Origin of the sequence: Cronobacter malonaticus LMG 23826 (assembly GCF_001277215.2) — a bacterium.
Classification (GTDB): Bacteria; Pseudomonadota; Gammaproteobacteria; order Enterobacterales; family Enterobacteriaceae; genus Cronobacter; species Cronobacter malonaticus.
In genome coordinates this window covers 3,033,341-3,058,023 of record NZ_CP013940.1, presented here as the reverse complement: position 1 = coordinate 3,058,023, position 24,683 = coordinate 3,033,341, and the positions used below count along the sequence as shown (strand labels likewise).

22 protein-coding genes are annotated in these 24,683 nt (G+C 56.5%); 8 read left to right on the top strand and 14 right to left on the bottom strand.

Annotated elements, in window-relative coordinates; genetic code table 11:
* Positions 1 to 22 precede the first annotated feature (22 nt).
* From AFK66_RS14385 to xseB, 4 genes are all read right to left on the bottom strand, one after another.
* A complete protein-coding gene (locus AFK66_RS14385) occupies positions 23 to 997 on the bottom strand; it encodes an aldo/keto reductase (RefSeq protein ID WP_007781331.1) in 975 nt (324 codons plus the stop codon).
* 69 nt (positions 998 to 1,066) lie between these two features.
* The gene (gene dxs / locus AFK66_RS14380) at positions 1,067 to 2,929 is read right to left on the bottom strand and encodes a 1-deoxy-D-xylulose-5-phosphate synthase (RefSeq protein WP_007781333.1); all 1,863 of its coding nucleotides are present in this window, start codon (positions 2,927 to 2,929) and stop codon (positions 1,067 to 1,069) included.
* Between the two features lie 26 nt (positions 2,930 to 2,955).
* A complete protein-coding gene (ispA, locus tag AFK66_RS14375) occupies positions 2,956 to 3,855 on the bottom strand; it encodes a (2E,6E)-farnesyl diphosphate synthase (protein WP_007781336.1) in 900 nt (299 codons plus the stop codon).
* Between the two features lie 2 nt (positions 3,856 to 3,857).
* Positions 3,858 to 4,100, bottom strand: a complete 243-nt coding sequence (gene xseB, locus AFK66_RS14370) for an exodeoxyribonuclease VII small subunit (protein WP_004387747.1) — start codon at positions 4,098 to 4,100, stop codon at positions 3,858 to 3,860.
* A gap of 212 nt (positions 4,101 to 4,312) precedes the next feature.
* Here xseB and thiI point away from each other — a divergent pair, with 212 nt between their 5' ends.
* Positions 4,313 to 5,761, top strand: a complete 1,449-nt coding sequence (thiI, locus tag AFK66_RS14365) for a tRNA uracil 4-sulfurtransferase ThiI (protein WP_023899250.1) — start codon at positions 4,313 to 4,315, stop codon at positions 5,759 to 5,761.
* A gap of 77 nt (positions 5,762 to 5,838) precedes the next feature.
* Here the strand turns inward: thiI and yajL are convergent, their stop codons facing one another.
* Complete coding sequence (yajL, locus tag AFK66_RS14360; RefSeq protein WP_004387745.1) at positions 5,839 to 6,432, bottom strand: protein deglycase YajL; 594 nt, start codon at positions 6,430 to 6,432, stop codon at positions 5,839 to 5,841.
* Positions 6,392 to 7,306 carry a 2-dehydropantoate 2-reductase gene (gene panE, locus AFK66_RS14355; RefSeq protein WP_007781341.1) on the bottom strand — a complete coding sequence of 305 codons (915 nt, stop codon included), beginning with the start codon at positions 7,304 to 7,306 and terminating at the stop codon, positions 6,392 to 6,394. Before panE ends, yajL begins: the two co-directional genes overlap by 41 nt.
* A gap of 152 nt (positions 7,307 to 7,458) precedes the next feature.
* Here panE and AFK66_RS14350 point away from each other — a divergent pair, with 152 nt between their 5' ends.
* On the top strand, positions 7,459 to 7,950 hold the full coding sequence (locus AFK66_RS14350; RefSeq protein WP_004387743.1) for a YajQ family cyclic di-GMP-binding protein: 492 nt from the start codon (positions 7,459 to 7,461) through the stop codon (positions 7,948 to 7,950).
* Between the two features lie 63 nt (positions 7,951 to 8,013).
* Here AFK66_RS14350 and AFK66_RS14345 read toward each other — a convergent pair whose 3' ends face one another.
* The 6 genes from AFK66_RS14345 to cyoA all read right to left on the bottom strand — a co-directional run bounded on the left by AFK66_RS14345 (position 8,014) and on the right by cyoA (position 14,343).
* On the bottom strand, positions 8,014 to 9,378 hold the full coding sequence (locus AFK66_RS14345) for an MFS transporter (protein ID WP_007781344.1): 1,365 nt from the start codon (positions 9,376 to 9,378) through the stop codon (positions 8,014 to 8,016).
* Positions 9,379 to 9,549: 171 nt separating this feature from the next.
* Positions 9,550 to 10,437 carry a heme o synthase gene (gene cyoE / locus AFK66_RS14340; protein WP_004387741.1) on the bottom strand — a complete coding sequence of 296 codons (888 nt, stop codon included), beginning with the start codon at positions 10,435 to 10,437 and terminating at the stop codon, positions 9,550 to 9,552.
* Positions 10,438 to 10,448: 11 nt separating this feature from the next.
* Positions 10,449 to 10,778: a cytochrome o ubiquinol oxidase subunit IV gene (locus AFK66_RS14335; protein ID WP_004387740.1), complete on the bottom strand. Its 330-nt coding sequence runs from the start codon at positions 10,776 to 10,778 to the stop codon at positions 10,449 to 10,451.
* The gene (locus tag AFK66_RS14330) at positions 10,778 to 11,395 is read right to left on the bottom strand and encodes a cytochrome o ubiquinol oxidase subunit III (RefSeq protein ID WP_004387739.1); all 618 of its coding nucleotides are present in this window, start codon (positions 11,393 to 11,395) and stop codon (positions 10,778 to 10,780) included. The genes AFK66_RS14335 and AFK66_RS14330 overlap by 1 nt, the downstream gene beginning before the upstream one ends.
* A complete protein-coding gene (gene cyoB / locus AFK66_RS14325; RefSeq protein ID WP_004387738.1) occupies positions 11,385 to 13,376 on the bottom strand; it encodes a cytochrome o ubiquinol oxidase subunit I in 1,992 nt (663 codons plus the stop codon). The genes AFK66_RS14330 and cyoB overlap by 11 nt, the downstream gene beginning before the upstream one ends.
* Before the next feature lie 19 nt (positions 13,377 to 13,395).
* Positions 13,396 to 14,343: a cytochrome o ubiquinol oxidase subunit II gene (gene cyoA, locus AFK66_RS14320; RefSeq protein WP_004387737.1), complete on the bottom strand. Its 948-nt coding sequence runs from the start codon at positions 14,341 to 14,343 to the stop codon at positions 13,396 to 13,398.
* A gap of 520 nt (positions 14,344 to 14,863) precedes the next feature.
* Here cyoA and AFK66_RS14315 point away from each other — a divergent pair.
* The gene (locus AFK66_RS14315; protein ID WP_007781354.1) at positions 14,864 to 16,564 is read left to right on the top strand and encodes a molecular chaperone HscC; all 1,701 of its coding nucleotides are present in this window, start codon (positions 14,864 to 14,866) and stop codon (positions 16,562 to 16,564) included.
* The gene (locus tag AFK66_RS14310; RefSeq protein WP_007781356.1) at positions 16,564 to 17,904 is read left to right on the top strand and encodes a J domain-containing protein; all 1,341 of its coding nucleotides are present in this window, start codon (positions 16,564 to 16,566) and stop codon (positions 17,902 to 17,904) included. The genes AFK66_RS14315 and AFK66_RS14310 overlap by 1 nt, the downstream gene beginning before the upstream one ends.
* Here the strand turns inward: AFK66_RS14310 and ampG are convergent.
* Both ampG and AFK66_RS14300 read right to left on the bottom strand, forming a co-directional pair.
* Entirely contained in the window at positions 17,893 to 19,377 is a 1,485-nt protein-coding gene (gene ampG / locus AFK66_RS14305) for a muropeptide MFS transporter AmpG (RefSeq protein WP_007781358.1), read from the bottom strand. The genes AFK66_RS14310 and ampG overlap by 12 nt on opposite strands.
* A 53-nt stretch (positions 19,378 to 19,430) precedes the next feature.
* Positions 19,431 to 20,009 carry a lipoprotein gene (locus AFK66_RS14300; RefSeq protein ID WP_004387734.1) on the bottom strand — a complete coding sequence of 193 codons (579 nt, stop codon included), beginning with the start codon at positions 20,007 to 20,009 and terminating at the stop codon, positions 19,431 to 19,433.
* A gap of 298 nt (positions 20,010 to 20,307) precedes the next feature.
* On the opposite strand from AFK66_RS14300, the gene bolA reads away from it, so the two are divergent.
* From bolA to clpX, 4 genes are all read left to right on the top strand, one after another.
* Positions 20,308 to 20,625, top strand: a complete 318-nt coding sequence (gene bolA / locus AFK66_RS14295) for a transcriptional regulator BolA (RefSeq protein WP_004387733.1) — start codon at positions 20,308 to 20,310, stop codon at positions 20,623 to 20,625.
* A 350-nt stretch (positions 20,626 to 20,975) separates the two neighbouring features.
* Positions 20,976 to 22,274, top strand: a complete 1,299-nt coding sequence (gene tig / locus AFK66_RS14290; RefSeq protein ID WP_004387731.1) for a trigger factor — start codon at positions 20,976 to 20,978, stop codon at positions 22,272 to 22,274.
* A gap of 300 nt (positions 22,275 to 22,574) precedes the next feature.
* Complete coding sequence (clpP, locus tag AFK66_RS14285) at positions 22,575 to 23,198, top strand: ATP-dependent Clp endopeptidase proteolytic subunit ClpP (RefSeq protein ID WP_004387730.1); 624 nt, start codon at positions 22,575 to 22,577, stop codon at positions 23,196 to 23,198.
* A 123-nt stretch (positions 23,199 to 23,321) separates the two neighbouring features.
* Positions 23,322 to 24,596 (top strand): ATP-dependent protease ATP-binding subunit ClpX, encoded by a 1,275-nt coding sequence (gene clpX, locus AFK66_RS14280; RefSeq protein ID WP_004387729.1) that lies wholly within the window; start codon positions 23,322 to 23,324, stop codon positions 24,594 to 24,596.
* Positions 24,597 to 24,683 lie beyond the last annotated feature (87 nt).

Genomic DNA, 24,683 nt, shown 5'->3' with positions numbered 1-24,683 from the left:
AGGGCTGTTTTATTATCTGCTTTTATTTAAAACCTACCACCGGGTGCGCTTTATAAGGCGTCTCCAGCTCGGCCATCTCTTCACGGGTGAGCGTCACGTCAACCGCCTCAATCAGCTCCTGCAACTGCTCCTCGCGCGAGGCGCCGATAATCGGTGCGACGACGCCGGGTTTGCTTAAAAGCCAGGCCAGCGCCACCTGGGCGCGGCTCACGCCTTTATCTCCGGCGATGAACGCCAGCCGTTCAGCGATTTTCGCGTCGTTCTCTTCGGTTTCGCTGTAGAGCGTTTTACCGAACTCATCGGAGACAAGACGCGCCGTAGTTTCGCCCCACGGGCGGGTCAGACGCCCGCGCGCCAGCGGGCTCCACGGGATCACGGCCACGCCCTCGCGATAGCAGAGCGGCAGCATCTCCTGTTCTTCTTCACGATAAATCAGGTTGTAGTGGTTCTGCATAGTGACGAACGGGGCCCAGCCGTTCTCTTTTTGCAGCCGCAGCGCCTGTTCAAACTGGTGCGGGTGCATGGATGAAGCGCCGATATAACGCGCTTTACCGGCTTTCACCACGTCGTTAAGGGCTTCCAGGGTCTCTTCTATCGGCGTGTCGTAGTCCCAGCGGTGGATTTGCAGCAGGTCGACATAGTCCATACCGAGGCGGCGCAGGCTGTCGTCAATGGAGCGCAGGATCAGCGGGCGGGAAAGCCCCTGCGGCAGGTCGCCAACCTGGTGATAAACTTTGGTGGCGACGACGACCTCTTCACGTCGCGCGAAATCGCGCAGCGCGCGGCCGACAATCTCTTCGCTGCTGCCATCGGAGTAGCTATTAGCGGTATCGAAAAAGTTAATGCCGCCGTCGATGGCGTGTTTGATGATAAGGCGGCTGCTTTCTTCGGGGAGAGTCCAGGCGTGGTTACCGCGATCCGGCTCGCCAAAAGTCATACAGCCCAGGCACAGACGGGAAACCTGAAGGTCGGTTTTTCCTAATTGCTTGTATTGCATGGTTCCGCTCCTGCTTTAGGGTCACAAAGGTTACCGTTAAGCATAGCAGGAGCGGAAACAGAGCAGGGGTCAGGCGAGCCAGTCCCGCACGCGTTGTTCGATGCCCAAAGCCGTGAGGCCGATCTCGGCGCGCGCTTCGTCCTGCGTACCTTGAGGAATGAAGTGATCCGGCAGGCCGATATTCAGCACCGGCACCGGTTTGCGCTTCGCCATCAGCACTTCGTTTACGCCGCTACCGGCACCGCCCATCACGGCGTTTTCTTCAATAGTGACCAGCGCCTCATGGCGTTCGGCAAGCTCCATAATCAGCGCTTCATCAAGCGGCTTCACAAAACGCATATCCACCAGCGTGGCGTTAAGCGCTTCGGCGGCCTGGGTGGCCTCCGGCAGCAGCGTACCGAAGTTGAGCAGCGCCACTTTTTCACCGTGGCGTTTCACTACGCCTTTGCCGATGGGCAGCTTCTGGAGCGGCTCCAGCGTGACGCCGAGCGCGTTGCCGCGCGGATAGCGAACGGCGCTCGGGCCATCGTTATAGTGATAGCCGGTAAACAGCATCTGGCGGCACTCGTTTTCATCGCTCGGGGTCATGATAACCATGTCCGGGATGCAGCGCAGATAGGAGAGATCGAACGCGCCCTGGTGCGTCTGGCCGTCAGCGCCGACGATGCCCGCACGATCGATAGCGAACAGCACCGGCAGCTTCTGGATAGCGACGTCGTGGATAACCTGGTCATAGGCGCGTTGCAGAAACGTGGAGTAAATCGCGACGACCGGCTTATAGCCGCCAATCGCCAGCCCCGCCGCGAAGGTCACCGCGTGCTGCTCGGCGATCGCCACGTCGAAGTATTGCGCCGGATACTGGCGGGAGAACTCCACCATGCCGGAGCCTTCGCGCATGGCGGGCGTGATAGCCATCAGCTTGTCGTCTTTGGCCGCGGTTTCGCACAGCCAGTCGCCGAAAATCTTCGAATAGCTCGGCTGGCCGCCGCTGCTTTTCGGCAGCGTGCCGCTTTCCGGATCGAATTTCGGCACCGCGTGGAAGGTGATCGGATCTTTTTCCGCCGGCTCATAACCACGGCCTTTCCTGGTCATGATGTGCAGGAACTGCGGGCCTTTGAGATCGCGCATGTTTTTCAGCGTATGCACCAGCCCCAGCACGTCGTGACCATCCACCGGGCCGATATAGTTAAAGCCCAGCTCTTCAAACAGCGTGCCCGGCACCACCATGCCTTTGATGTGCTCTTCGGTACGTTTAAGCAGCTCTTTGATGGGCGGAACGTTAGAGAATACGCGCTTGCCGCCTTCGCGAAGCCGTGAATAGAGCTTGCCGGAAAGCAGTTGCGCCAGATGGTTATTGAGCGCGCCGACATTCTCGGAAATCGACATCTCGTTGTCGTTCAGGATAACCAGCATATCGGGGCGAATATCGCCCGCGTGGTTCATTGCCTCAAACGCCATACCCGCGGTGATCGCGCCATCGCCGATCACGCAGACGGTGCGGCGGTTTTTCTCTTCGCGCGCCGCGGCGACGGCAATGCCGATACCGGCGCTGATGGAGGTGGACGAATGGCCGACGCTTAATACGTCATATTCGCTCTCGCCGCGCCACGGGAAGGGGTGCAGGCCGCCTTTCTGGCGGATAGTGCCGATGCGGTCGCGGCGGCCAGTCAGGATTTTATGCGGATACGCCTGATGACCCACGTCCCAGATAAGCTGGTCGAACGGCGTGTTGTAGACGTAATGCAACGCCACGGTGAGTTCCACCGTGCCAAGCCCGGAGGCGAAGTGTCCGCTGGAGCGGCTCACGCTGTCGAGCAGGTAACGACGCAGCTCATCGCACAGCTTCGGCAAACTCTCTTTTGGCAACAGGCGCAGCTCCGCAGTGGAGTCCACCAGCGCCAGGGTCGGGTATTTGGCAGTATCAAAACTCATCAGAGACTCATCGTGGTGTTATACGTTTATTTATCACGTTGGATTATGAAATTCGCTAACGCTTCCAGTGTCGCGGTATCCAGCGCTTGTGCTTTCAGCGGCGCCAGCGCCGCCAGGGCGTCATCGCACAGACTGCGCGCTTTCGCCTGGGCTTGCTCAAGACCCAGCAGGGCGGGGTAGGTGCTTTTGCCAAGTTGCTGATCGGCCCCCTGGCGTTTTCCAAGGGTTGCAGTATCACCCACCACATCCAGAATGTCATCCTGTACCTGGAAGGCGAGGCCGATGCTTTCTGCATAGCTGTCGAGGTAGACCAGCGCGTCGCGGCCTTTATCGCCCGCACACAGCGCGCCCATTCGCACGGCGGCGCGGATGAGCGCGCCCGTTTTATGGCGATGGATACGCTCCAGCGCGTCAAGATCCACCTGCTGGCCTTCGGCTTCGAGATCGAGCGCCTGGCCGCCGCACATGCCCGCCACACCGCTGGCCTTCGCGAGCTCAGACACCATCGCGAGCCGGTCGCGCAGCGCCACGTTTTCCATCGGCGTGTCGCTTAATATCGAAAACGCCAGCGTTTGCAGGGCGTCGCCCGCAAGAATAGCGCTCGCTTCACCAAAGCGAATATGGCAGGTCGGCTGTCCGCGACGCAGATCGTCGTCGTCCATGGCAGGCAGATCGTCATGCATCAGCGAATAGGCGTGAATACACTCAATCGCTGCCGCCGGGGCGTCCAGCGCTGTCGGGTTAACCCCAAACATCTCGCCGGTGGCGTACACCAGAAACGGCCGCAGGCGTTTACCGCCTAATAATGTGCCGTAGAGCATCGCCTCAACCAGTGGACTCTTCTGAAACGGCAGTTCGCCGATAAAATGCTGTAACGCGCGATTGGCCCGCTCGGCCTGCGCCTGAAGCTGTTGACTGAAATCCATCGTTACTCGGCGTCCGGCGTGAAGGGGGTAAGAGGCGCGTCTTCATTCTGAGACAGCAGGATCTGAACGCGCTGCTCAGCCTGCTGCAGTTTTACCTGGCCCTGGCGCGCGAGCTGCACGCCGCGCTCAAATTCATTCAGCGCTTCTTCCAGCGGCAGGTCGCCGCTTTCCAGACGGGTGACAATCTGCTCAAGCTCCGTCAGGGCCGTTTCGAAACTGGCCGGCTGTTCATTTTTCTTCGGCATAGTAAATGTCTGACTCTATGGGTTAACGGTCATGTTAGCGACACTGCATGGTAGCGGAGACGCAAAGATTAGCAAATAACGCCTTGTGGGTTGGTAATAGGCGCAGTGACATCGCGATGATGATATACTGCCGGGCTCACGATGCAGGCGCGGTTCTGCCTGCTGTACCATTTTCTAAGCCCCGGTGGGCTTGCCAACGAATCATAGCCACCATGAAGTTTATCATTAAATTATTCCCGGAAATCACCATTAAAAGCCAGTCTGTGCGGTTGCGCTTTATAAAAATCCTGACCGGGAATATTCGTAACGTCCTGAAACACTACGATGAAAACCTTGCCGTGGTTCGCCACTGGGACCATATCGTAGTGCGTATTAAAGATGAAACCCAGCACGATACCGTGCTTGACGCCCTGACCCGTATTCCCGGCATTCATCATGTGCTTGAGGTGGACGACGTCCCGTTCACGGACATGCATGACATTTTTGAGAAGGCGCTCGCCAACTGGCGTGAGCAGCTCGAAGGGAAAACGTTCTGCGTGCGCGTTAAGCGACGCGGTCAACATGAGTTTAGCTCGATTGAAGTGGAGCGCTACGTCGGCGGCGGTTTAAATCAGCATATTGAATCTGCCCGCGTCAAACTCAAGCAGCCTGACGTCACCGTGAATCTGGAGATAGAAGACGATCGCCTGTTGCTTATCAAAGGCCGCTATGAAGGCATCGGCGGTTTCCCGATCGGCACCCAGGAAGATGTGCTGTCGCTGATTTCCGGCGGTTTCGATTCCGGCGTCTCCAGCTATATGCTGATGCGTCGCGGCTGCCGCGTGCACTACTGCTTCTTTAACCTGGGCGGCGCGGCGCATGAAATCGGCGTGCGCCAGGTGGCGCACTATCTGTGGAGCCGTTTTGGCAGCTCGCACCGCGTGCGTTTTGTGGCGATTAACTTTGAGCCGGTTGTCGGCGAAATCCTTGAGAAAGTGGACGACGGCCAGATGGGCGTGGTGCTCAAGCGTATGATGGTGCGTGCGGCCTCGAAAGTGGCGGAACGCTACGGCGTGCAGGCGCTGGTCACCGGCGAAGCGCTGGGCCAGGTCTCCAGCCAGACGCTGACCAACCTGCGTCTTATCGATAATGTTTCCGATACGCTGGTGCTGCGCCCGCTTATCTCTTACGACAAAGAACACATCATTGATATCGCCCGTAAAATCGGTACCGAAGATTTTGCCCGCACCATGCCGGAATATTGCGGCGTGATTTCAAAAAGCCCGACCGTGAAGGCCGTGAAAGGGAAAATCGAAGCCGAAGAGGCGAATTTCGATTTCTCTATCCTCGACCGCGTCGTGGCGGAAGCCACCAACGTGGATATCCGTGAAATCGCCGAGCAGACCGAACAGCAGGTGGTGGAAGTGGAAACCGTTAACGGTTTCGGCCCGAACGACGCGATTCTGGATATCCGCTCCGTCGATGAGCAGGATGAAAAACCGCTGGTGGTCGACGGCGTTGAGGTGGTTTCGCTGCCGTTCTACAAGCTCAGCACGAAATTTGGCGATCTTGACCAGAGCAAAACGTACCTGCTGTGGTGCGAGCGCGGCGTGATGAGCCGTCTGCAGGCGCTTTATCTGCTGGAGCAGGGCTTTAAGAACGTAAAAGTCTACCGTCCGTAACGCACACGCGTTGTGCAGAGACAAAAATCCCCTCAACCGAGGGGATTTTTTTATGTCTGTGGTTAACGGGATAATGCTTAGTAGTCACGATAGCTGTAAATACCCGCGGCCAGCACCAGTTGTCCTGCCACCTCATGCGCTTTTTCGCGCCCGACCAGCAGATCGATAATCTTGAGCGCGAAATCAATCGCGGTGCCCGGTCCCTGGCTGGTGAGCAGATTGACGCGAGGATCCCAGACGACGCGCTTATCCTGCCACTGATCGTCCGGGATCGTCTCTTTCAGCGCCGGAAAACCGGTCATATTGCCGATCGGGAAGAGCTCGTGCGGCACCAGTACCGTGCCCGCCGCCGCGCAGATGGCCGCGACAATGCGTCCTGAGAGATGAAACTGACGCACCGTTTCGACCAGCAGCGGGCTGTCGCGAAACGCTTCGGCACCTTTCAGGCCGCCCGGCAGAACAATCACATCGAAATCGCCGTCGGCGACTTCCACCAGCGGCGCATCCGCCAGCAGCCGGACGCCACGCGAGCAGGTGATAGTCAGATTGCCGTCGCTGGCGACGCTCGCGGTGGTGACATTAATCCCACCGCGTACCAGCAAATCGATGGTGGTGACCGCTTCGGTCTCTTCAGTGCCAGGGGCGAGGCATACCAGTGCCGATGCGCTCATACTCATTCTCCTTGCGTTTAATCTGTTCATACAGACGGCTGTTAACCGGCAGCGTCAGGCCATGCGCTCTGGCGCGGCGCAGCAGATAGCCGGTGATGTAATCTATCTCGGTGTGGCGCTGCTGGCGGATATCCTGCAGCATCGAGGAAATATTGGCGGCGGTGCTCTCAATCACCTGATTGATGTAATAGAGCAGGCTCTCCGGCGACGTGTGATGACCTTCGCGCTGCATCACCAGGGCGACTTCGGCGCAGATCTCGCGCACTTCGTCCTGACGCATGCGCAGGTCGCCGTTCGGGCAGTTATAAAGCGCCGTCAGCGGGTTAATCACGCAGTTGGCGGCCAGTTTTATCCAGCGCGAGACGTTGACGTTATCGTGCCAGGCGACATCCGGCAGCGCCTGCTGGAGCAGCGCCGCCAGCCGGGAGTCATCCTGCGCGCCGGGCGTGACTGGCCCGATATGCGTGGTGCCGCAGGCGACGTGGATTACCTGGTTGCCTTCGCGCCGCGCCGCGTGGGTCGTCACGCCCGCCAGCAGCGGCTGTGTTACGGCGCGCAGTTCATCAAGCGTGCCCATCCCGTTATGCAGCAGCAGAATCGGGCTGGCGGCTGGTAGCCGGGTCGCCAGCGTGCTTACCGCGTCAGAAACCTGCCAGGCTTTCAGCGTCACCAGCAGCAGTTCGCTTTTCGCCAGAAACTCGCTGTCGTTAGTCGTAAAGGTGTGCTGAAACGCGCTGTTGTCGATTTCCAGCAGATTCACGCTGTATGACGATTGCGGCACCCGCAGCCATCCCTGCACCTCGTGACCTTGTTTATGCAGCGCGCTCATCCAGAGCTGGCCTAACGCGCCGCAGCCAAGCACGGTAATTTTCATGGTTCCTCCTCGCCCGCAACAGCGCCAGGCGTTATGTCATACGTCTATTATAACGTGAGCGCTTAGGCTTTCGCCTGCCGCCGGTTTCCGGGTTGTGTTATGCGCCTTTGCGGGTATTATGCAACGCACATACTGTGAGGGAGATAGAAAACATGCCATCTTTTGACATTGTCTCTGAGGTCGATATGCGCGAAGTGCAGAACGCGGTAGAGAACGCGACGCGCGAGCTCGAAACCCGTTTCGACTTTCGCAACGTGACCGCAAGCTTCGAGCTGAACGAAAAAAACCAGACTATTAAAGTGACGAGCGAATCTGATTTCCAGGTTAACCAGCTGCTGGATATCCTGCGCGCGAAGCTGCTGAAACGCGGCATTGAAGGCAGCTCCATCGAGGTGCCGGAAGAGTTCGATCATAGCGGGAAAACCTGGAGCGTGGAAGCGAAGCTCAAGCAGGGCATCGATTCCGCAATGGCGAAGAAAATCGTGAAGCTGATTAAAGACAGCAAGCTTAAAGTCCAGGCGCAGATCCAGGGCGAGCAGGTGCGCGTCACCGGTAAAGCCCGCGACGATCTTCAGCAGACCATTGCGCTGGTGCGCGGCGGTAACCTCGGCCAGCCGTTCCAGTTCAACAACTTCCGCGACTAAGCGGCAGCCGAACCGACGGCACAAAAAAGGGCGGATTTTCCGCCCTTTTTCTTTACTGATGGCTTAAGCGCCAGACATTCGCTGCTCTATCTCAACGCGGTTCGTCACTTTGGTGTCGATTTTGAGATACGCGCTACGCTCATCGGCCACCACAATCGCTTCGCTGACGCCCGCGCTTTCGCGTAAACGCTGCGCCAGTGTTTCATCGGCGGCCACGTCAGGCGGGATTTCCACGCGAATACTGCTGACATAGGGCGGCTCTTTCATGGTCGTACTCACCAGCAGCCAGACGGTCGCCAGCAGCGCACCCACCAGAAACACGGTTTGCGAGTCAAACAGGCCATCGACCCAGCCGCCGAGCGATCCGCCAATGGCCACGCCCAGGAACTGGCTGGTGGAGTAGACGCCCATCGCTGTGCCTTTATAGCCCGCCGGCGACTCTTTACTGATAAGCGACGGCAGTAGTGCTTCCATCAGGTTAAACGCTACAAAGAACAACTGAACGCCGACGATAAGCTCCCAGAAGTGCGGGCCTGCGCCCCAGAGCACGATTTCCGCAATCAGCAGCAGCGCCACGCAGAAGAGAAACACGCGCTTCATTTTGCGCTTCGCTTCGGCATAGATGATAAACGGCACCACCGAGACAAACGAAATCAGCATCGTGCAGAGATAGACTTTCCAGTGCGCCGCCGCCGGAAAGCCTGCCGCTTCAAGCTGGCCGGGCAGGGCAACGAAGGTCGACATCAGCAAAATATGCAGGCACATGATGCCGAAGTTGAGCTTCAGCAGCGTCGGCTCCGCCAGTACTTTGCGAAAGCAGCCCTTAACCATGCCGGAGTCGCGGTTCAGCACGTGATTGCGGCTGTCAGGCACAACCCAGAGCGTGATGATGATGCCTGCGGTGGCGAGCACCGCAATCATCCAGAACAGCGCATGCAGGCCGAGCGCGTGCGTGATAATCGGCCCGAGCACCATCGCAATGGCGAACGTCACGCCAAAGCTGACGCCGATAAACGCCATCGCTTTAGTGCGGTTCTGTTCGCGGGTGAGATCGGACAGCAACGCCATGACGGCCGCGGCGATCGCGCCGGAGCCCTGTAGCGCGCGCCCGAGAATAATGCCCCAGATGGAATCGGTCAGCGCTGCCACCAGGCTGCCGACAACGAAAATCGCCAGGCCCCCGACAATGAGCGGCTTGCGGCCGATGCGGTCAGAGAGCAGGCCAAACGGCACCTGGAAAATCGCCTGCGCGAGGCCGTAAATACCAATGGCGAGGCCAATCAACGCCTCGCTTGCGCCCTGGAGCGCCATTCCGTAAGTAGTAATGACCGGCAGTACCATAAACATACCGAGCATGCGCAAAGAAAAGACCGTCCCTAAACCCCATGTCGCGCGCAACTCGACTGGCGTCATTTTGTTATCGTTCATTACCACCTCAGATAAAAAGCAGGTCTTAGTGTAGTGCGAGGGCAGGGGAGGGTAAATGCCGGGTTATTTAGAAAATATTTCAAGGGTTAACTATTAATGCTGCCAATAAATCGCGCACCAGATTACAGCAATAAAAAAGGGTGCCGCAGCACCCTTTTTCGCATCGATGACTTACCAGACGTAAGTCAGCAGATTATGTGAATCCGGCACCATGAAATCGACGGACATCATCACGCTCAGCGAGGTGATGGCGACAATCGAGAACACAAACAGCTTACGCGCCCAGACTTTGTCGTTTTCAGCCTTATAGCCACGCAGGGCCATGCCAAGCCACCAGACGCTGACCGCTGCCGCCACCACCAGGTATTTATACCCGGCATATCCGCCCAGCGAGAGCATCAGGGTCGCCACGGCGAAGGCGATGATATAAAGGGTAATGTGGTTTTTCGCCACAGAGATCCCTTTTACCACCGGCAGCACCGGAATATTGGCGGCCTGATAATCCTTGAAGCGAAAGATTGCAATCGCATAGGAGTGCGGCATCTGCCACAGGCTGAAAATCGCAAGCAGGATCAACGCGCCGGTATCGAACTCGTTGGTCACCGCGCAGTAACCGATAACCGGCGGCGCGGCGCCCGACAGCGAGCCAATCAGCGTGCCATAGACCGAGTGGCGTTTCATGTACAGGCTATAGATCCCGACATACACCACAAAGCCCATGACCGCCAGCCACATCGCCAGCGGGTTCGCGCCGAACCAGAGCAGCATAAAGCCAGCAATACCCAGCAAGGTGGCGTACACCAGCGACATTTTCGGCGAAATCAGTCCCTTCACCAGCACACGGTTTTTCGTGCGCTCCATTTTGCGGTCAATATCACGGTCGATGTAGTTGTTGAACACACAACCGGACGCCACGACCAGCGACACCCCCACGAGGGTGAAAAGGAACAGGGGATAGTCGATGCTGCCTTTGGAAGCCAGCAGGAATCCCCCGATAACCGATATCAGGTTGCCGAAGATGATGCCTGGTTTCGTTACTTGCAGGTATTGCTTAATCATACTCGCCGCTCTTAGTGAACCATCATGTTGTAATTCAGGTTCCACATAATCCAGATAGAGCCTACCACTACTATCGCGATAATCAGCAACGTAAAGACAAAGGCTACCAGGTTCCAGCGCTCCTCAGAGGAGGCGTTCATGTGCAGGAAGCACACCAGGTGAACCAGAATCTGTACGACTGCGGTTGCCACGACCACACCCAGCAGGGTGCCGTGAGACGCGGAGCCGTTCATGACCATCCAGAACGGGATTACTGTCAGAATGACCGACAGGATAAACCCGATCAGGTACGTCTTGACGCCACCGTGGTGGGCGCCGTTGTGATCGGTTGAATGACTCATTACATCGCCCCCATCAGATAGACTACAGAGAACACACAGATCCACACGACATCCAGGAAGTGCCAGAACATGCTCAGGCACATCAGACGCGCGCGGTTATTGTGGGTCAGACCGCGGCGGGAGACGTGAATCATCATCACCACCATCCAGATAAGGCCAGAGGTCACGTGGATACCGTGGGTGCCGACCAGGGTAAAGAACGCGGATAGGAAGCCGCTCTTATCCGGGCCGAAGCCTTCGGCGATCAGATGATGGAATTCATAGATTTCCATCGCCACGAACCCTGCGCCAAACAGGAAGGTCAGGGCGAGCCAGGACATCACCTGGCTCTGTTTGTTGTTGTTCATGGCGATCATCGCCATGCCATACGTGATGGAGGAGAACAACAGCAGGAAAGTTTCAACCAGCACAAACGGCAGTTCGAAAATGTCTTTCCCGGTCGGGCCCCCCGCCGTGCCGTTCACGAGAACGGCATAGGTGGCAAACAGACATGCAAAGAGAATGCAGTCGCTCATCAGGTAGATCCAGAAGCCAAAGACCTTATTGGCTCCTGCATCGTGGTGCCCATGCTCATGGCTGCCATGGGCAAGTTCGTGATTAATGCTCTCAGTTGACATTTTTCAGCCCTGCTTTGGTGATTTCTTCGAAGTGCTGGTTTTCCAGTTTCTCAACGGTGGCTACCGGTACGTAGTAATCCACGTCTTCATCGAAGCTCTTCGCAATCCAGGTAATAACGATACCCGCGAAGCCCACGATAGCCAGCCACCAGATGTGCCAGATCATCGCGAAGCCAAAGATGGTGCTGAACGCGCCAATGAAAATGCCTGCTGCGCTGTTCTTCGGCATATGAATTTCTTCATAGTGCGCCGGCTGCTTGTAAGCTTCACCTTTGTCTTTCATTTCCCAGAACGCGTCGCGCTCGTGGATTTCAGGCACTACTGCGAAGTTATAGAACGGCGGCGGAGAAGAGGTTGCCCACTCCAGCGTACGGCCGCCCCACGGGTCGCCAGTCAGGTCACGGTTCAGGTGACGGTCACGGATACTCACGTAGATCTGCAGGATGATGCACAGGATACCGCACGCGATCAGCAGCGCACCGATTTCCGCGACAATCATCAGCGGCTGGAACATCGGGTCGATGTTCTGGCTCACACGACGCGTCATACCCATGAAGCCCATGGCGTACAGCGGCATAAAGGTTACGAAGAAGCCGATGATCCAGAACCAGAACGCACGGATGCCCCAGGTTTCGTTCATCTTGTAGCCAAAGGCTTTCGGCCACCAGTAGCTCATACCTGCGAAGCAACCAAATACCACGCCGCCGATGATGACGTTATGGAAGTGCGCAATCAGGAACAGGCTGTTGTGCAGTACGAAGTCTGCGCCCGGTACCGCCAACAGAACGCCGGTCATACCACCGATGGAGAAGGTGATGATGAAGCCGATGGTCCACAGCATGGAGGAGTGGAACTGAATACGGCCCTGATACATGGTAAACAGCCAGTTGAAGATCTTCACCCCGGTCGGGATGGCGATAATCATCGTGGTGATACCAAAGAAGGCGTTAACGTTCGCGCCACTACCCATGGTGAAGAAGTGGTGCAGCCACACGATGAACGACAGCACGGTGATCGCGATGGTCGCCCAAACGAGGGAGGTGTAACCAAACAGACGTTTCTTCGAGAAGGTGGAGGTGATTTCAGAGAACACACCAAACACCGGCAGAACCAGGATGTACACTTCCGGATGGCCCCAGGCCCAGATCAGGTTCACGTACATCATCATGTTGCCACCCATATCGTTGGTAAAGAAATGGGTGCCCAGATAGCGGTCCAGGGTCAGCAACGCGATAGTGACGGTCAGGATCGGGAAGGAGACGATAATCAGGACGTTAGTACACAGCGACGCCCAGGTGAATACCGGCATTTTGAACATGGTCATGCCCGGCGCACGCATCTTCAGAATGGTCACGAAGAAGTTGATACCGGTCAGTGTCGTACCAATACCGGAGAGCTGGAGACTCCAGATCCAGTAGTCCACCCCAACGCCTGGACTGTACTCAATACCCGAGAGCGGCGGATAAGCCACCCAACCGGTCTGAGCAAATTCGCCCACGCCCAGAGAGACGTTCACAAGGATTACCCCGACAACGGTGAACCAGAAGCTCAGGTTGTTCAGGAAGGGGAATGCCACGTCGCGCGCGCCGATCTGCAGCGGAACCACCAGGTTCATCAGACCGATAACGAACGGCATCGCCACGAAGAAGATCATGATAACGCCGTGGGCGGTAAAGATCTGATCGTAGTGATGCGGCGGCAGGAATCCGGCTTCGCCGGAGGCCGCCAGCAATTGCTGGGTACGCATCATGATGGCGTCCGCGAAGCCGCGAACCAGCATCACGATAGCCACGAGGATATACATTACCCCCAGACGTTTGTGGTCCACAGACGTGAGCCACTCGTTCCACAGATAAGACCACTTACCGAAGTAAGTGATAGCTGCAACTAGCGCCAGACCCCCGACGATAATGGCAGCCACCGTAACCATGATAATTGGCTCATGGTACGGGATTGCATCCAGTGTAAGTTTTCCGAACATCGTATTATTCCTCGGCCCCTTAGTGAGAGGTTTCCGCGTGATTCATGTCCATGCCTTCCATGCCTTCGTGGGCGTTATGCTCCCCTTCAGACTGAGTCATATCCATGCTCTTCCCAGGTCCCATGAATTTGTTAATGACATCTTTAAACAAATCCGGTTTTACGCTGGAGAAGTATTCGACTTTGTTGTATTCGCTCGGGGCCGCCAGCTTGTCGTAGGTCGCCATATCGTTAATGGTTTTGCCAGACTGCTTCGCTTTGGCCACCCACTGGTTGAAGGTCTCGTTATCCGGCGTGGCGATTGCCTTGAACTTCATGCCGGAGAAACCTGCACCACTGTAGTTAGCAGAAATACCGTCGTAGGTGCCGGCTTCGTTCGCAATCAGGTGCAGTTTGGTCTGCATACCTGCCATTGCGTAGATCTGGCTACCCAGGCGCGGAATAAAGAAGGAGTTCATCACCGAGTTGGAGGTGATTTTGAATTCCACAGGCGTGTTCGCCGGGAACGCGATTTCATTGACCGTTGCGATACCCTGCTCCGGATAAATGAAGAACCACTTCCAGTCCATTGCGATAACTTCGATGGTCACCGGCTTCGCATCGTGATCCAGCGGACGGCTGGGTTCGAGCGAGTGCGTGGTTTTCCATGTCAGTACTGCAAGGAAAATGATGATAAGGATCGGGATGGTCCAGACAACAGCTTCAACTTTGTTGGAGTGTGACCAGTTGGGGCTGTATTTTGCGTCCTTATTGGTTGCCCGATATTTCCAGGCGAAGCCAATAGCCATCAAGATGGCTGGAATCACGACAATCAACATCAGCCCGAGGGCGGTCAGTATCAGTGAACGTTGCTCCAGTCCAATCTGTCCTTTGGGGTTGAGAAGCGCAGCATCGCAGCCACTGAGTAAAACAGTGCCTGCGAATAATGACAGCAGTCCCAAACTTTTATTGTATTTCCTGAGTCTCATTTAACGACCTCAATTCAGGGGGATCTGGTGGCGGTTAAAGTGTGCCGGGCATTTTACGGGAAGGTTACATTACTGTAAACACGAATGGCGCACTGTCTGCGGGGTGTAACCGGGTTCTGTCGCAACCGTCACAGCCAATGCAACAAAATGTAAAATGTAAGCCATGACAGCCACATGGCAAGGGTTATAACAAAATCCTATGTAAAGTAAGGTCAAGACGGGAATTGAGTATATCGGGGAGAAAATAACATACAATAAATTAACAACGCGGTTTCAAATGAGAAACAATAACGGCGCGGAAATAATTATTCCCGGTGCTGAATCGTTAAAAATAATGTCGCACAGAATGATAAACGAAATTATTTAAAGTCTCTGCTACCAAATTTCGATAAATATATCTAAGCAAATCAGATGCTATTTTATTGACCAGTAAATTGGAACTCTTTCTTCGTTGTGCTTTTTTTCTGGCGATAAAAGCAACAAAAAAACAACAAATATTCAGGGTAAAGGATTGATACACATGGAAACAGCAACGCCGCTCGTCGGCATCGACCTAGGGACATCCAACAGCGCGGTGGCCTGGTTTAATGAAGGGCAGGCCACATTGATTGCCGATAGCCAGAAGTGCGTCCTCACGCCGTCGGTGGTCGGGCTGGATGACGACGGCCATTTGATTGTGGGCGAGGCGGCGAAAGCGCGGCTGGTGAGCCATCCGGCACTTACTCATGCGAGCTTCAAGCGCTACATGGGCACCGATAAAATCTTTGCACTCGGCGAACACCGCTTTCGCGCCGAAGAGCTGTCCGCCTTAGTGCTTCGCAAGCTGAAAGCCGATGCGGAAGTAGCGCTTGGCGCTCCCGTTACCCGCGCGGTGATCACCGTGCCGGCCTGGTTTAACGATATCCAGCGTAAAGCGGTGAAAGCCGCCGGGCATCTGGCTGGGCTTACGGTTGAGCGGCTGGTGAATGAACCTACGGCGGCTTCGCTCGCCTACGGCCTTGCCGATAACCGCGAGCAAAAATTTCTGGTTTTCGATCTGGGCGGCGGCACGTTTGACGTTTCCATTGTCGATATGTTTGAAGGCGTGATTGAAGTGCGGGCCAGTAGCGGCGACGCCAGGCTTGGCGGCGATGACTTCACCGACATCATCCGCCAGTGGATGCTCTCGCGTTATCCGCACTACCAGCCGTCCGGCGCGCAAGAAGCGGCGCAACTGGTGGAGGCGGCGGAAAGCCTCAAGCGGCAACTGACGCACCAGGCGCAGGCGACCGCCACGCTCAGCGCGGGCGGCCATGAGATGACGTGGACGCTCGACAACGAGACTTTAACGGAGATCTGCCAGCCGCTGCTGGCGCGCCTCAAACAACCGGTCATCCAGGCGCTGCGCGACGCCCGCTTTGACATCAGCGATCTGGACGATGTGATTCTGGTGGGCGGCGCCACGCGCATGCCGGTGGTGCGCCAGCTGGCCGCGCGTATGTTTGGCCGCTTCCCGCGCGCCGAACTCAACCCGGATGAAGTGGTCGCGCTCGGCGCGGGCATTCAGGCCGGGCTTGCCAGTCTTGACGCGGCGCTCGATGACATCGTGCTTACCGACGTCATGCCTTACTCTCTTGGCATCGAAACGGCGCGCCGCAACGGCGATCGCTATGATGGCGGGTATTTTCTTCCCATTATTGAGCGCAACAGCTTTGTGCCTGTCAGCATGTTCCGCTCTATATCCACTGTTTACGATAACCAGCGCCAGCTTGAGATCGCCGTGTTTCAGGGCGAAGCGCGCCGGGTCGCGGAAAATATTCTGCTCGATAAATTCACGCTTGATGTTCCCCCGCGCCCGGCGGGCGAGGTGACGGTGGACGTGCGCTTTACCTATACCCTCGACGGCATTCTGGAAGTGGAGTGCAAAGTGGACGGGCAGGAGCGCGCGGCGTCGCTGGTGATTGAGCGTGCCCCCGGCAGCCTTAGCCTGGAAGAGATTAAACAGCGTCTGGCGCAGCTAGACGCCCTGAAAATTCACCCGCGCGACCGCACAGAGAACCGGCAACTGCTGGCGCAGGCGAGCCTGCGTTATGAGCAAACGCTCGGCGAAAGACGCCATCTTATCGATCACTACAGCGCGCGGTTCGAGCAGGCGCTCGAGAGCCAGGATCTGCGAGAGATCGCGCTCGCGCGTCAGGCGCTGGAGCAGATCCTCGCGCAGTTTGACGACGGATTACGCTAATGGACGCCTGGATGCTACTTGGCCTTGAGCCAACGAAAGATAAGGGCGCGCTGCGCCGCGCCTGGGCGAAAATCGTTAAGCAACACCGCCCTGATCAGGATCCTCAAAAGTATCAGCAGCTACGCGAAGCCTATGAGGCGGCGCAGCGTTATCAGGCGTATGACGACGAAGAAGAGGGTGAAGAGGCGGATGATGAAAGCGTCATCACGTACCGCTTTACGCCGCAAACGTCGTTAACGGCGCAGGATGAGCCTCTGCCGCAGGCTGAAACCGTGTCGCTGGCGGACTGGGATGCACAAACGCTTAACGAACAAGCGCAGGCGCTCGCCCCCACAATCGTGGCTGACGAGATGGCAGGCTGTGGGCAATTAGAGACGTTTCTCGCTACCGGGCTGCCGGATGCGCTGGCGGCACGCCGTTATTTCAGCGAGCGGCTTGCCGATGCGCTCTCCCAGGAGCAGTGGCTGACGCGCGGCATGCTGGAGCATGTGGGCAGGATAATGGGCTGGGAGCTTGATCACTACCGCAGCACGGCGCTGCCTGACGTGCTGATTTGGGCGCTTGAAGCGCGTATCGCCACGACGGAAGAAGATTACCGGATGGTGGTGGAGCGCGGGCAGCATCAGGCGAACTGGCTGTCGAAAGCCCGCTGGCGGCTTATCAGCGAACCGCAGGCGCCACTGCCCTGGTGGGGACGTTTCTGGCCCGGTTTTCTGGATGAGGCACGCCAGCGCACGCGCGCGATGTGCAGCGAGCATCCGGGGATGTGGCAGCGTCTGAATCCGGTCATGATTGAGCTTTTATCTGCGCCTGGCTGGGCGCTGCCACTCTATACCTTTATGGCTGTGCTCTTCTGGGGCAGCGTGCTGGGTTTCCTTGCGATCGACCCGCAGGTGACGGCGGTGGATGTCGGTATCGTCGGCGCGATAGTGGTGGTTTACCTGTTTGGCATACCTTCTCTCTGGAACCGCTACCCGGAAGGCAGCCGTCAGCGGATCGGTATTCGTGTGGGCTATGTGCTGTTATCCGTCGCGCTACTTGCCCTTCCGGTGGGAGAGCTTGCGCGATATACCGTCGGGTTTTACCACAAAAACCATGAAATCACGCCGCTGCTGTATGTGGTCGTCATTATCGGGGCGGTGCTGGTGGCGTGTTTAAGGCCGCGGATGCGGGTCTGGTGGCGCTGGCCCATTGATATTATCTCCGGGCCGTTGGGGTTTCCTGTAAATCTTATCAGTCAGCTTCCGTGGATAATCAACCTGCTGTTGATTCCGTTCGGCAGCAAAGTCTACAGCGCGATAATAAGCAACATGATTACGTTATTACGCTTAGGGTTGTGAACGCGCAGAGCCGTTGCGCAGCGCCAGGTAATCCAGCAGGCAGCCGAGCACGATACCGGCAAGCGCCAGCGCTATGCCTGCCTCAAGCAGCGTGACGCCGAAGGTCAACGCGCTCAGGCCGAGCGCGTTGCTGATAATCACCAGCAGCCAGACGCCAAGCAGCACGCAGCCAATCAGCAGCAGGCGCAGCGCAAACCGGTAGCCCGCCGGGTAGGCCTGGCGGCGCAGGAACTCGCCAGTATCGCCCATATATTCCAGCGTTCCCTTGCACAACTGTAAAAGCAGAAGGCCCGGCACGGCCGCTGCGACCGAGAAAAGATAAAACGTCGGCCAGCCGTAAGCCTCCACAAACCAGCCTGCCACCGGGCCGACATAAACGCGGCCCACGGCCGAGAGCGCGGAAAGCAGGGCGAACTGTGTGGCCGAGAACGACTTATTACAGAGCGTCATCAGTAGCGCCACAAACGCCGCGGTGCCCATGCCGCCGCACAGGTTTTCAAAGAAGACCGCCCCGGCCATGCTCAGCAGATGTTTATCCGTCACCGACAGCAGCCAGTAACCCGCGTTTGAGACCGCCTGCAAAATGCCGAAAATCAGCAGCGCGCGGAACAGCGAGAGCCGTTGCATCAGCACGCCGCCGAAAAGCGCGCCGATAATCGTGGCGAGCAGCCCCAGCGTCTTGTTCACCATCCCCACCTGACCGGCGTCAAAGCCGACCCCACGTATTAAAAAGGTGGTGGTCAGACTCATGGCGAACGCGTCGCCAAGCTTATAGAGCACAATCAGCAGCAGAATAAGCCAGGCGTTGTTGCGCCCGAAGAAATCGCGCAGCGGTGCGACCACTGCCTGCTCCAGCGTGCGCGGCGCGGGGATCGCCTCGTCCGGTTCGGGCGCAAGCCAGGTGGCGATAATGCAGGGGATCAGTAGCGCGGCCATCAGCCAGTACGTAGCCTGCCAGCCAAGCCAGTGGTCCGCTATCCAGAGCGCAAGACCGCCGGACACCAGCATCGCCAGCCGGTAGCCCAGAACACTAATCGCAGCGCCCGTTCCGCGTTCGTCCGCGGGCAGTACGTCCGTTTTCCAGGCGTCAAACACGATATCCTGCGACGCCGAGCAGAACGCAATCAACACCGCCAGCGCTGCCATCCAGCGCAGATGCGTTGACGGCTCTAAAAAGCCCATCGCGGCGATGGCGACCAGTAACAGGAGCTGCGTGATAAACAGCCAGCCGCGGCGTCTGCCGAGAAACGGCGGCGTATAGCGGTCCATCACTGGCGACCAGAGAAATTTAAAGACGTAAGCCTGACCAACGAGGGAGAAAAAGCCGATGGTTTTCAGATCGATATTTTCGACCGTCATCCAGGCCTGGAGCGTGCCGGACGTAAGCGCCAGCGGGAGACCAGAAGCGAAGCCGAGGATCAGTAAAATAGCGGATTTCGGCTGCTGGAAAAGACGTAAATAAGAACTGTGCATGGGCGGCCGTAAAAAAGCGGCCCGGCGAACCGGGCCTTTAACAACAAGTAGGATTAACGCGCGTTCTGTTTAATGAACTCGTGAATGCTGGTGTCCTGCGCCATATCCGCGATGGTGTCGCTCAGCACGGAGTTGACGGCGTCGGCGATGTTTTTGTTGCTCGCCTGGAACGCGCCTTCAACAGAGTAGCTGGCGCGGTAGTTTTTGGTCATCTTATTGCCGGTTTTCGCGGTGGCGATGATAGAGATATCCGCTTTGGTGGCGATGTTGTAGCGCACGTTACCCTGCGAGACGTCAGCATAGAGCTGGTTGACGATGATTTGCAGATCCACCGCGCCGCTTGGGCCAATCATGTAACCGCGGGAGGTCATCTGTTTTTCCAGCACTTCCTGGAGCAGGAAACGCAGATCGCGAGAGGCGGTCAGCGTCACCAGTTGGTTGTCGCGGGTGACTTTCGCGAGCGCCTGATCCTGACGCTGGTCAGCGCCGTTGATGCTCACGGTCACGCCCATCAGGCTCGGATCCTGCTGCGGGAGGGTGATTTTCGGGGAGACTTCAATCGTCGTCGGCGGAGTGGCGCATCCGGCCAGCATAAAAAGGGCGACGAGCGGGAAGAGTACTTTTTTTAACATGTTCAGGCTCTCAACGGTCCATGGGCAATAAAGAAGAAAATTCCCGCCATCATAGCATCGCCATGCGCGAGGGGAAGAGGCCAGGCGACTGAAAATAACGCAATGTCTTTTTTATGACCGCCGTCTGGCTTCACGCCGTGAAAAATTACCGTAAAACGGCGCTACCGGGCGCAAAGCCTGCCACAAAGCGAAGCGGCTGCAAAAGTTAAAATTGTGTTGTTTTTTGACAATGGAAACGGTAAAAGCGGCTAACCTTTAAAGTGATGGCTGCCATCGCAGCGTGGTCGAGGAGAGTCTTATGATGATACGCGAGCAGATCGAAGAAAAACTGAAGGCAGCCTTTGAGCCTGTCTTTCTGGATGTAGTGGATGAAAGCTATCGTCATAACGTACCGGCAGGCTCTGAAAGCCATTTCAAAGTCGTGCTGGTCAGCGATCGCTTTGTTGGCGAGCGTTTTTTAAACCGTCACCGCCTCATTTACGGCATCCTTAGCGAAGAGCTGGCCTCGACGGTGCATGCGTTGGCGCTGCATACCTACACCCTCAAAGAGTGGGAAGGGTTACAGGATACGGTCCTGCCTTCACCGGCCTGTCGGGGAGCCGGCACGCTGGCCTAATCAATCACAGTTGCAACGTCGGGAGCTTTTCCAGTATGTTGCGCCAGCGGTAAGAAAACGAAACGGCCTGCGCGGCCGTTTTTGTTTTGCCTGAATTTTGCGCGCTATGTGCACTTTTCAGTCGTAATTTTGCCGGGAAGTGTGAAAAGTGCCGCAATGCCTCGGCTGGCTTTTCTCGACTCCCCAAGGGGATGCCGCTATAATGCTGCGTCTTATTTTTCGGAATGTCTTCGGGACGATTCTGGCGACAGGGATAGTGTTTCTGCTAAAGAAGACGTCCCGGTTCTGCGAAGCGAATACCATAGGGCTTCCAGAGTTGACCGAGCACTGTGATTTTTTGAGGTAACAAGATGCAAGTTTCAGTTGAAACCACTCAGGGCCTTGGGCGCCGTGTAACGATTACTATCGCTGCTGACAGCATCGAGAACGCTGTAAAAAGCGAGCTGGTCAACGTGGCAAAGAAAGTGCGTATCGACGGCTTTCGTAAAGGCAAAGTACCGATGAATGTTGTTGCTCAGCGTTATGGCGCTTCCGTGCGTCAGGATGTGCTGGGCGATCTGATGAGCCGTCACTTCGTTGACGCCATCATCAAAGAAAAAATCAATCCGGCTGGCGCGCCGAACTACGTTCCGGGCGAATACAAACTGGGCGAAGACTTCACCTACGCGGTAGAGTTCGAAGTGTACCCGGAAGTTGAGCTGAAAGGCCTGGAATCTATCGAAGTGGAAAAACCGGTTGTTGAAGTGACCGACGCTGACGTAGATACCATGCTGGATACCCTGCGCAAGCAGCAGGCGACCTGGAAAGACAAAGACGGCGCCGCTGATGCGGAAGATCGCGTAACCATCGACTTCACCGGCTCTGTAGACGGCGAAGAGTTCGAAGGCGGCAAAGCGACCGACTTCGTACTGGCGATGGGCCAGGGCCGCATGATCCCGGGCTTTGAAGAAGGCATCAAAGGCCACAAAGCGGGCGAAGAGTTCACCATCGACGTGACCTTCCCGGAAGAGTACCACGCGGAAAACCTGAAAGGTAAAGCGGCGAAATTCGTCATTAACCTGAAGAAAGTTGAAGAGCGCGAACTGCCGGAACTGACTGAAGAATTCATCAAACGTTTCGGCGTGGAAGATGGTTCTGTTGCCGGTCTGCGTGCTGAAGTGCGTAAAAACATGGAGCGCGAACTGAAAGGCGCCGTGCGTAACCGCATCAAGTCTCAGGCTATCGAAGGTCTGGTGAACGCGAATAACATCGACGTTCCGGCTGCGCTGATCGACGGCGAAATCGACGTGCTGCGCCGTCAGGCTGCACAGCGTTTCGGCGGTAACGAGAAACAGGCTCTGGAACTGCCGCGCGAACTGTTCGAAGAACAGGCTAAACGTCGCGTTGTTGTTGGCCTGCTGCTGGGCGAAGTGATTCGTACCCACGAGCTGAAAGCTGACGAAGATCGTGTGAAAGCGCTGATCGAAGAGATGGCTTCCGCTTACGAAGATCCGTCAGAAGTTATCGAGTTCTACAGCAAGAACAACGAGCTGATGGACAACATGCGCAACGTGGCGCTGGAAGAGCAGGCGGTTGAAGCGGTACTGGCGAAAGCCAAAGTGACCGAAAAACCGACCTCTTTCAACGAACTGATGAACCAGCAGGCGTAAGCCCTTTCATCGTTTCACGACGAGGCACATGGGGCCCGTCACCGCAGGGTGACGGGCTTTTTTGTCACTTTTCCTACCCAAAAATGGCGGGTTATGGGTGTTTCGGTGTTAGCGTAACAGCAAAAGATTGTTATGCTTGAAACAGGGCATCATTATCCCCATTAATGAAACAGTAAGAAGTGAACGACTGGCTGATAATCCGTCCGTAAGGTGTTTACCGGCAGGAGCATAGTCATCCTGTACGGTCTCAAGTAGAATCAGTGCAGCAGGTTACTCAGAATATTTATCCAGGAGACGGATATGTCATACAGTGACGAACGTGATCAATTTGCACCCCATATGGCTCTGGTGCCGATGGTTGTTGAACAGACCTCGCGCGGCGAGCGTTCTTACGATATTTTCTCCCGTCTGCTCAAGGAACGTATCATTTTTCTGACCGGCCAGGTCGAAGACCAGATGGCCAACCTGATTGTCGCGCAGATGCTGTTTCTGGAAGCGGAAAACCCAGAGAAAGACATCTATCTTTACATTAACTCGCCGGGTGGGGTAATCACCGCCGGGATGTCTATCTACGACACCATGCAGTTTATTCAGCCGGACGTCAGCACCATTTGTATGGGCCAGGCGGCGTCAATGGGCGCATTCCTGCTGACCGCGGGCACGAAAGGGAAACGTTTCTGCCTGCCCAACTCGCGCGTAATGATCCACCAGCCGCTGGGCGGCTACCAGGGGCAGGCGACGGATATCGAAATCCACGCCCGCGAAATCCTGAAAGTGAAAGCACGCATGAACGAACTGATGGCGCAACATACGGGCCAGCCTCTTGAACAAATCGAGAGAGACACCGAGCGCGACCGTTTCCTCTCTGCAGGTGAAGCAGTAGAGTATGGTCTGGTTGACTCCATCATGACCCACCGTAACTGACGCCCGCCACGCGAGGGCCGCTATACTCATTAAGAGGTGGTCCTCGGTATCCTGGCGGCAGGCGCTGGTATTGGCATGGCGTTGTCGCGTGCGGCACTAAGAACAGAAAAGAGGTTTTGACTCATGACAGATAAGCGCAAAGACAGCTCAGGCAAGCTGTTGTACTGCTCTTTTTGCGGCAAAAGCCAGCATGAAGTGCGCAAACTGATTGCCGGGCCGTCCGTGTATATCTGCGACGAGTGTGTCGATCTGTGTAACGACATTATTCGCGAAGAGATTAAAGAAGTGGCTCCGCACCGTGAACGCAGCGCTCTGCCGACGCCACATGAAATTCGTAGCCATCTTGACGATTACGTTATCGGTCAGGAAAAGGCGAAAAAGGTGCTGGCGGTAGCGGTCTATAACCACTACAAACGTCTGCGCAATGGCGACACGTCTAACGGCGTTGAGCTTGGCAAAAGTAACATTCTGCTGATTGGCCCGACCGGTAGCGGTAAAACGCTGCTCGCCGAAACCCTGGCGCGCCTGCTGGATGTGCCGTTCACCATGGCTGACGCCACCACGCTGACCGAAGCTGGTTACGTGGGTGAGGACGTGGAAAACATCATCCAGAAACTGCTCCAGAAGTGCGACTACGACGTACAGAAAGCGCAGCGCGGCATCGTGTATATCGATGAGATCGACAAAATCTCCCGTAAATCCGATAACCCGTCCATCACGCGCGACGTGTCCGGCGAAGGCGTTCAGCAGGCGCTGCTGAAGCTTATCGAAGGTACCGTGGCTGCCGTACCGCCGCAGGGCGGTCGCAAGCATCCGCAGCAGGAGTTCTTGCAGGTGGATACCTCCAAGATCCTCTTTATTTGCGGCGGCGCATTCGCGGGCCTCGATAAAGTTATCGCAAACCGCGTAGAAACCGGCTCCGGCATTGGTTTTGGCGCGACGGTCAAAGGCAAGTCGCAGAAAGCGACCGAAGGCGAACTGCTCTCTCAGGTGGAGCCGGAAGATCTGATCAAGTTTGGTTTGATCCCGGAATTCATCGGTCGTCTGCCGGTGGTTGCCACCCTGAACGAGCTGAGCGAAGACGCGCTGATCCAGATCCTGAAAGAGCCGAAAAACGCCCTGACCAAGCAGTATCAGGCGCTGTTTAATCTGGAAGGTGTGGAGCTTGAGTTCCGCGACGAAGCGCTGGAAGCCATCGCCAAGAAAGCGATGTCCCGTAAAACCGGCGCGCGTGGTCTGCGCTCTATCGTAGAAGCGGCGCTGCTTGAGACCATGTACGATCTGCCGTCCATGGAAGAAGTGGAAAAAGTGGTCATCGACGAGTCGGTGATTGCCGGCCAGAGCGAGCCGCTGCTGATTTACGGCAAGCCGGAAGCCCAGCAGGCATCCGGCGAATAATTCGCCCGTTTCGACAATCAGTTAACAATAAATGGGGGAAATATTCCCCCATTTATTTTTCCTGCTTCCGTGCCGTTGAATGTCCGG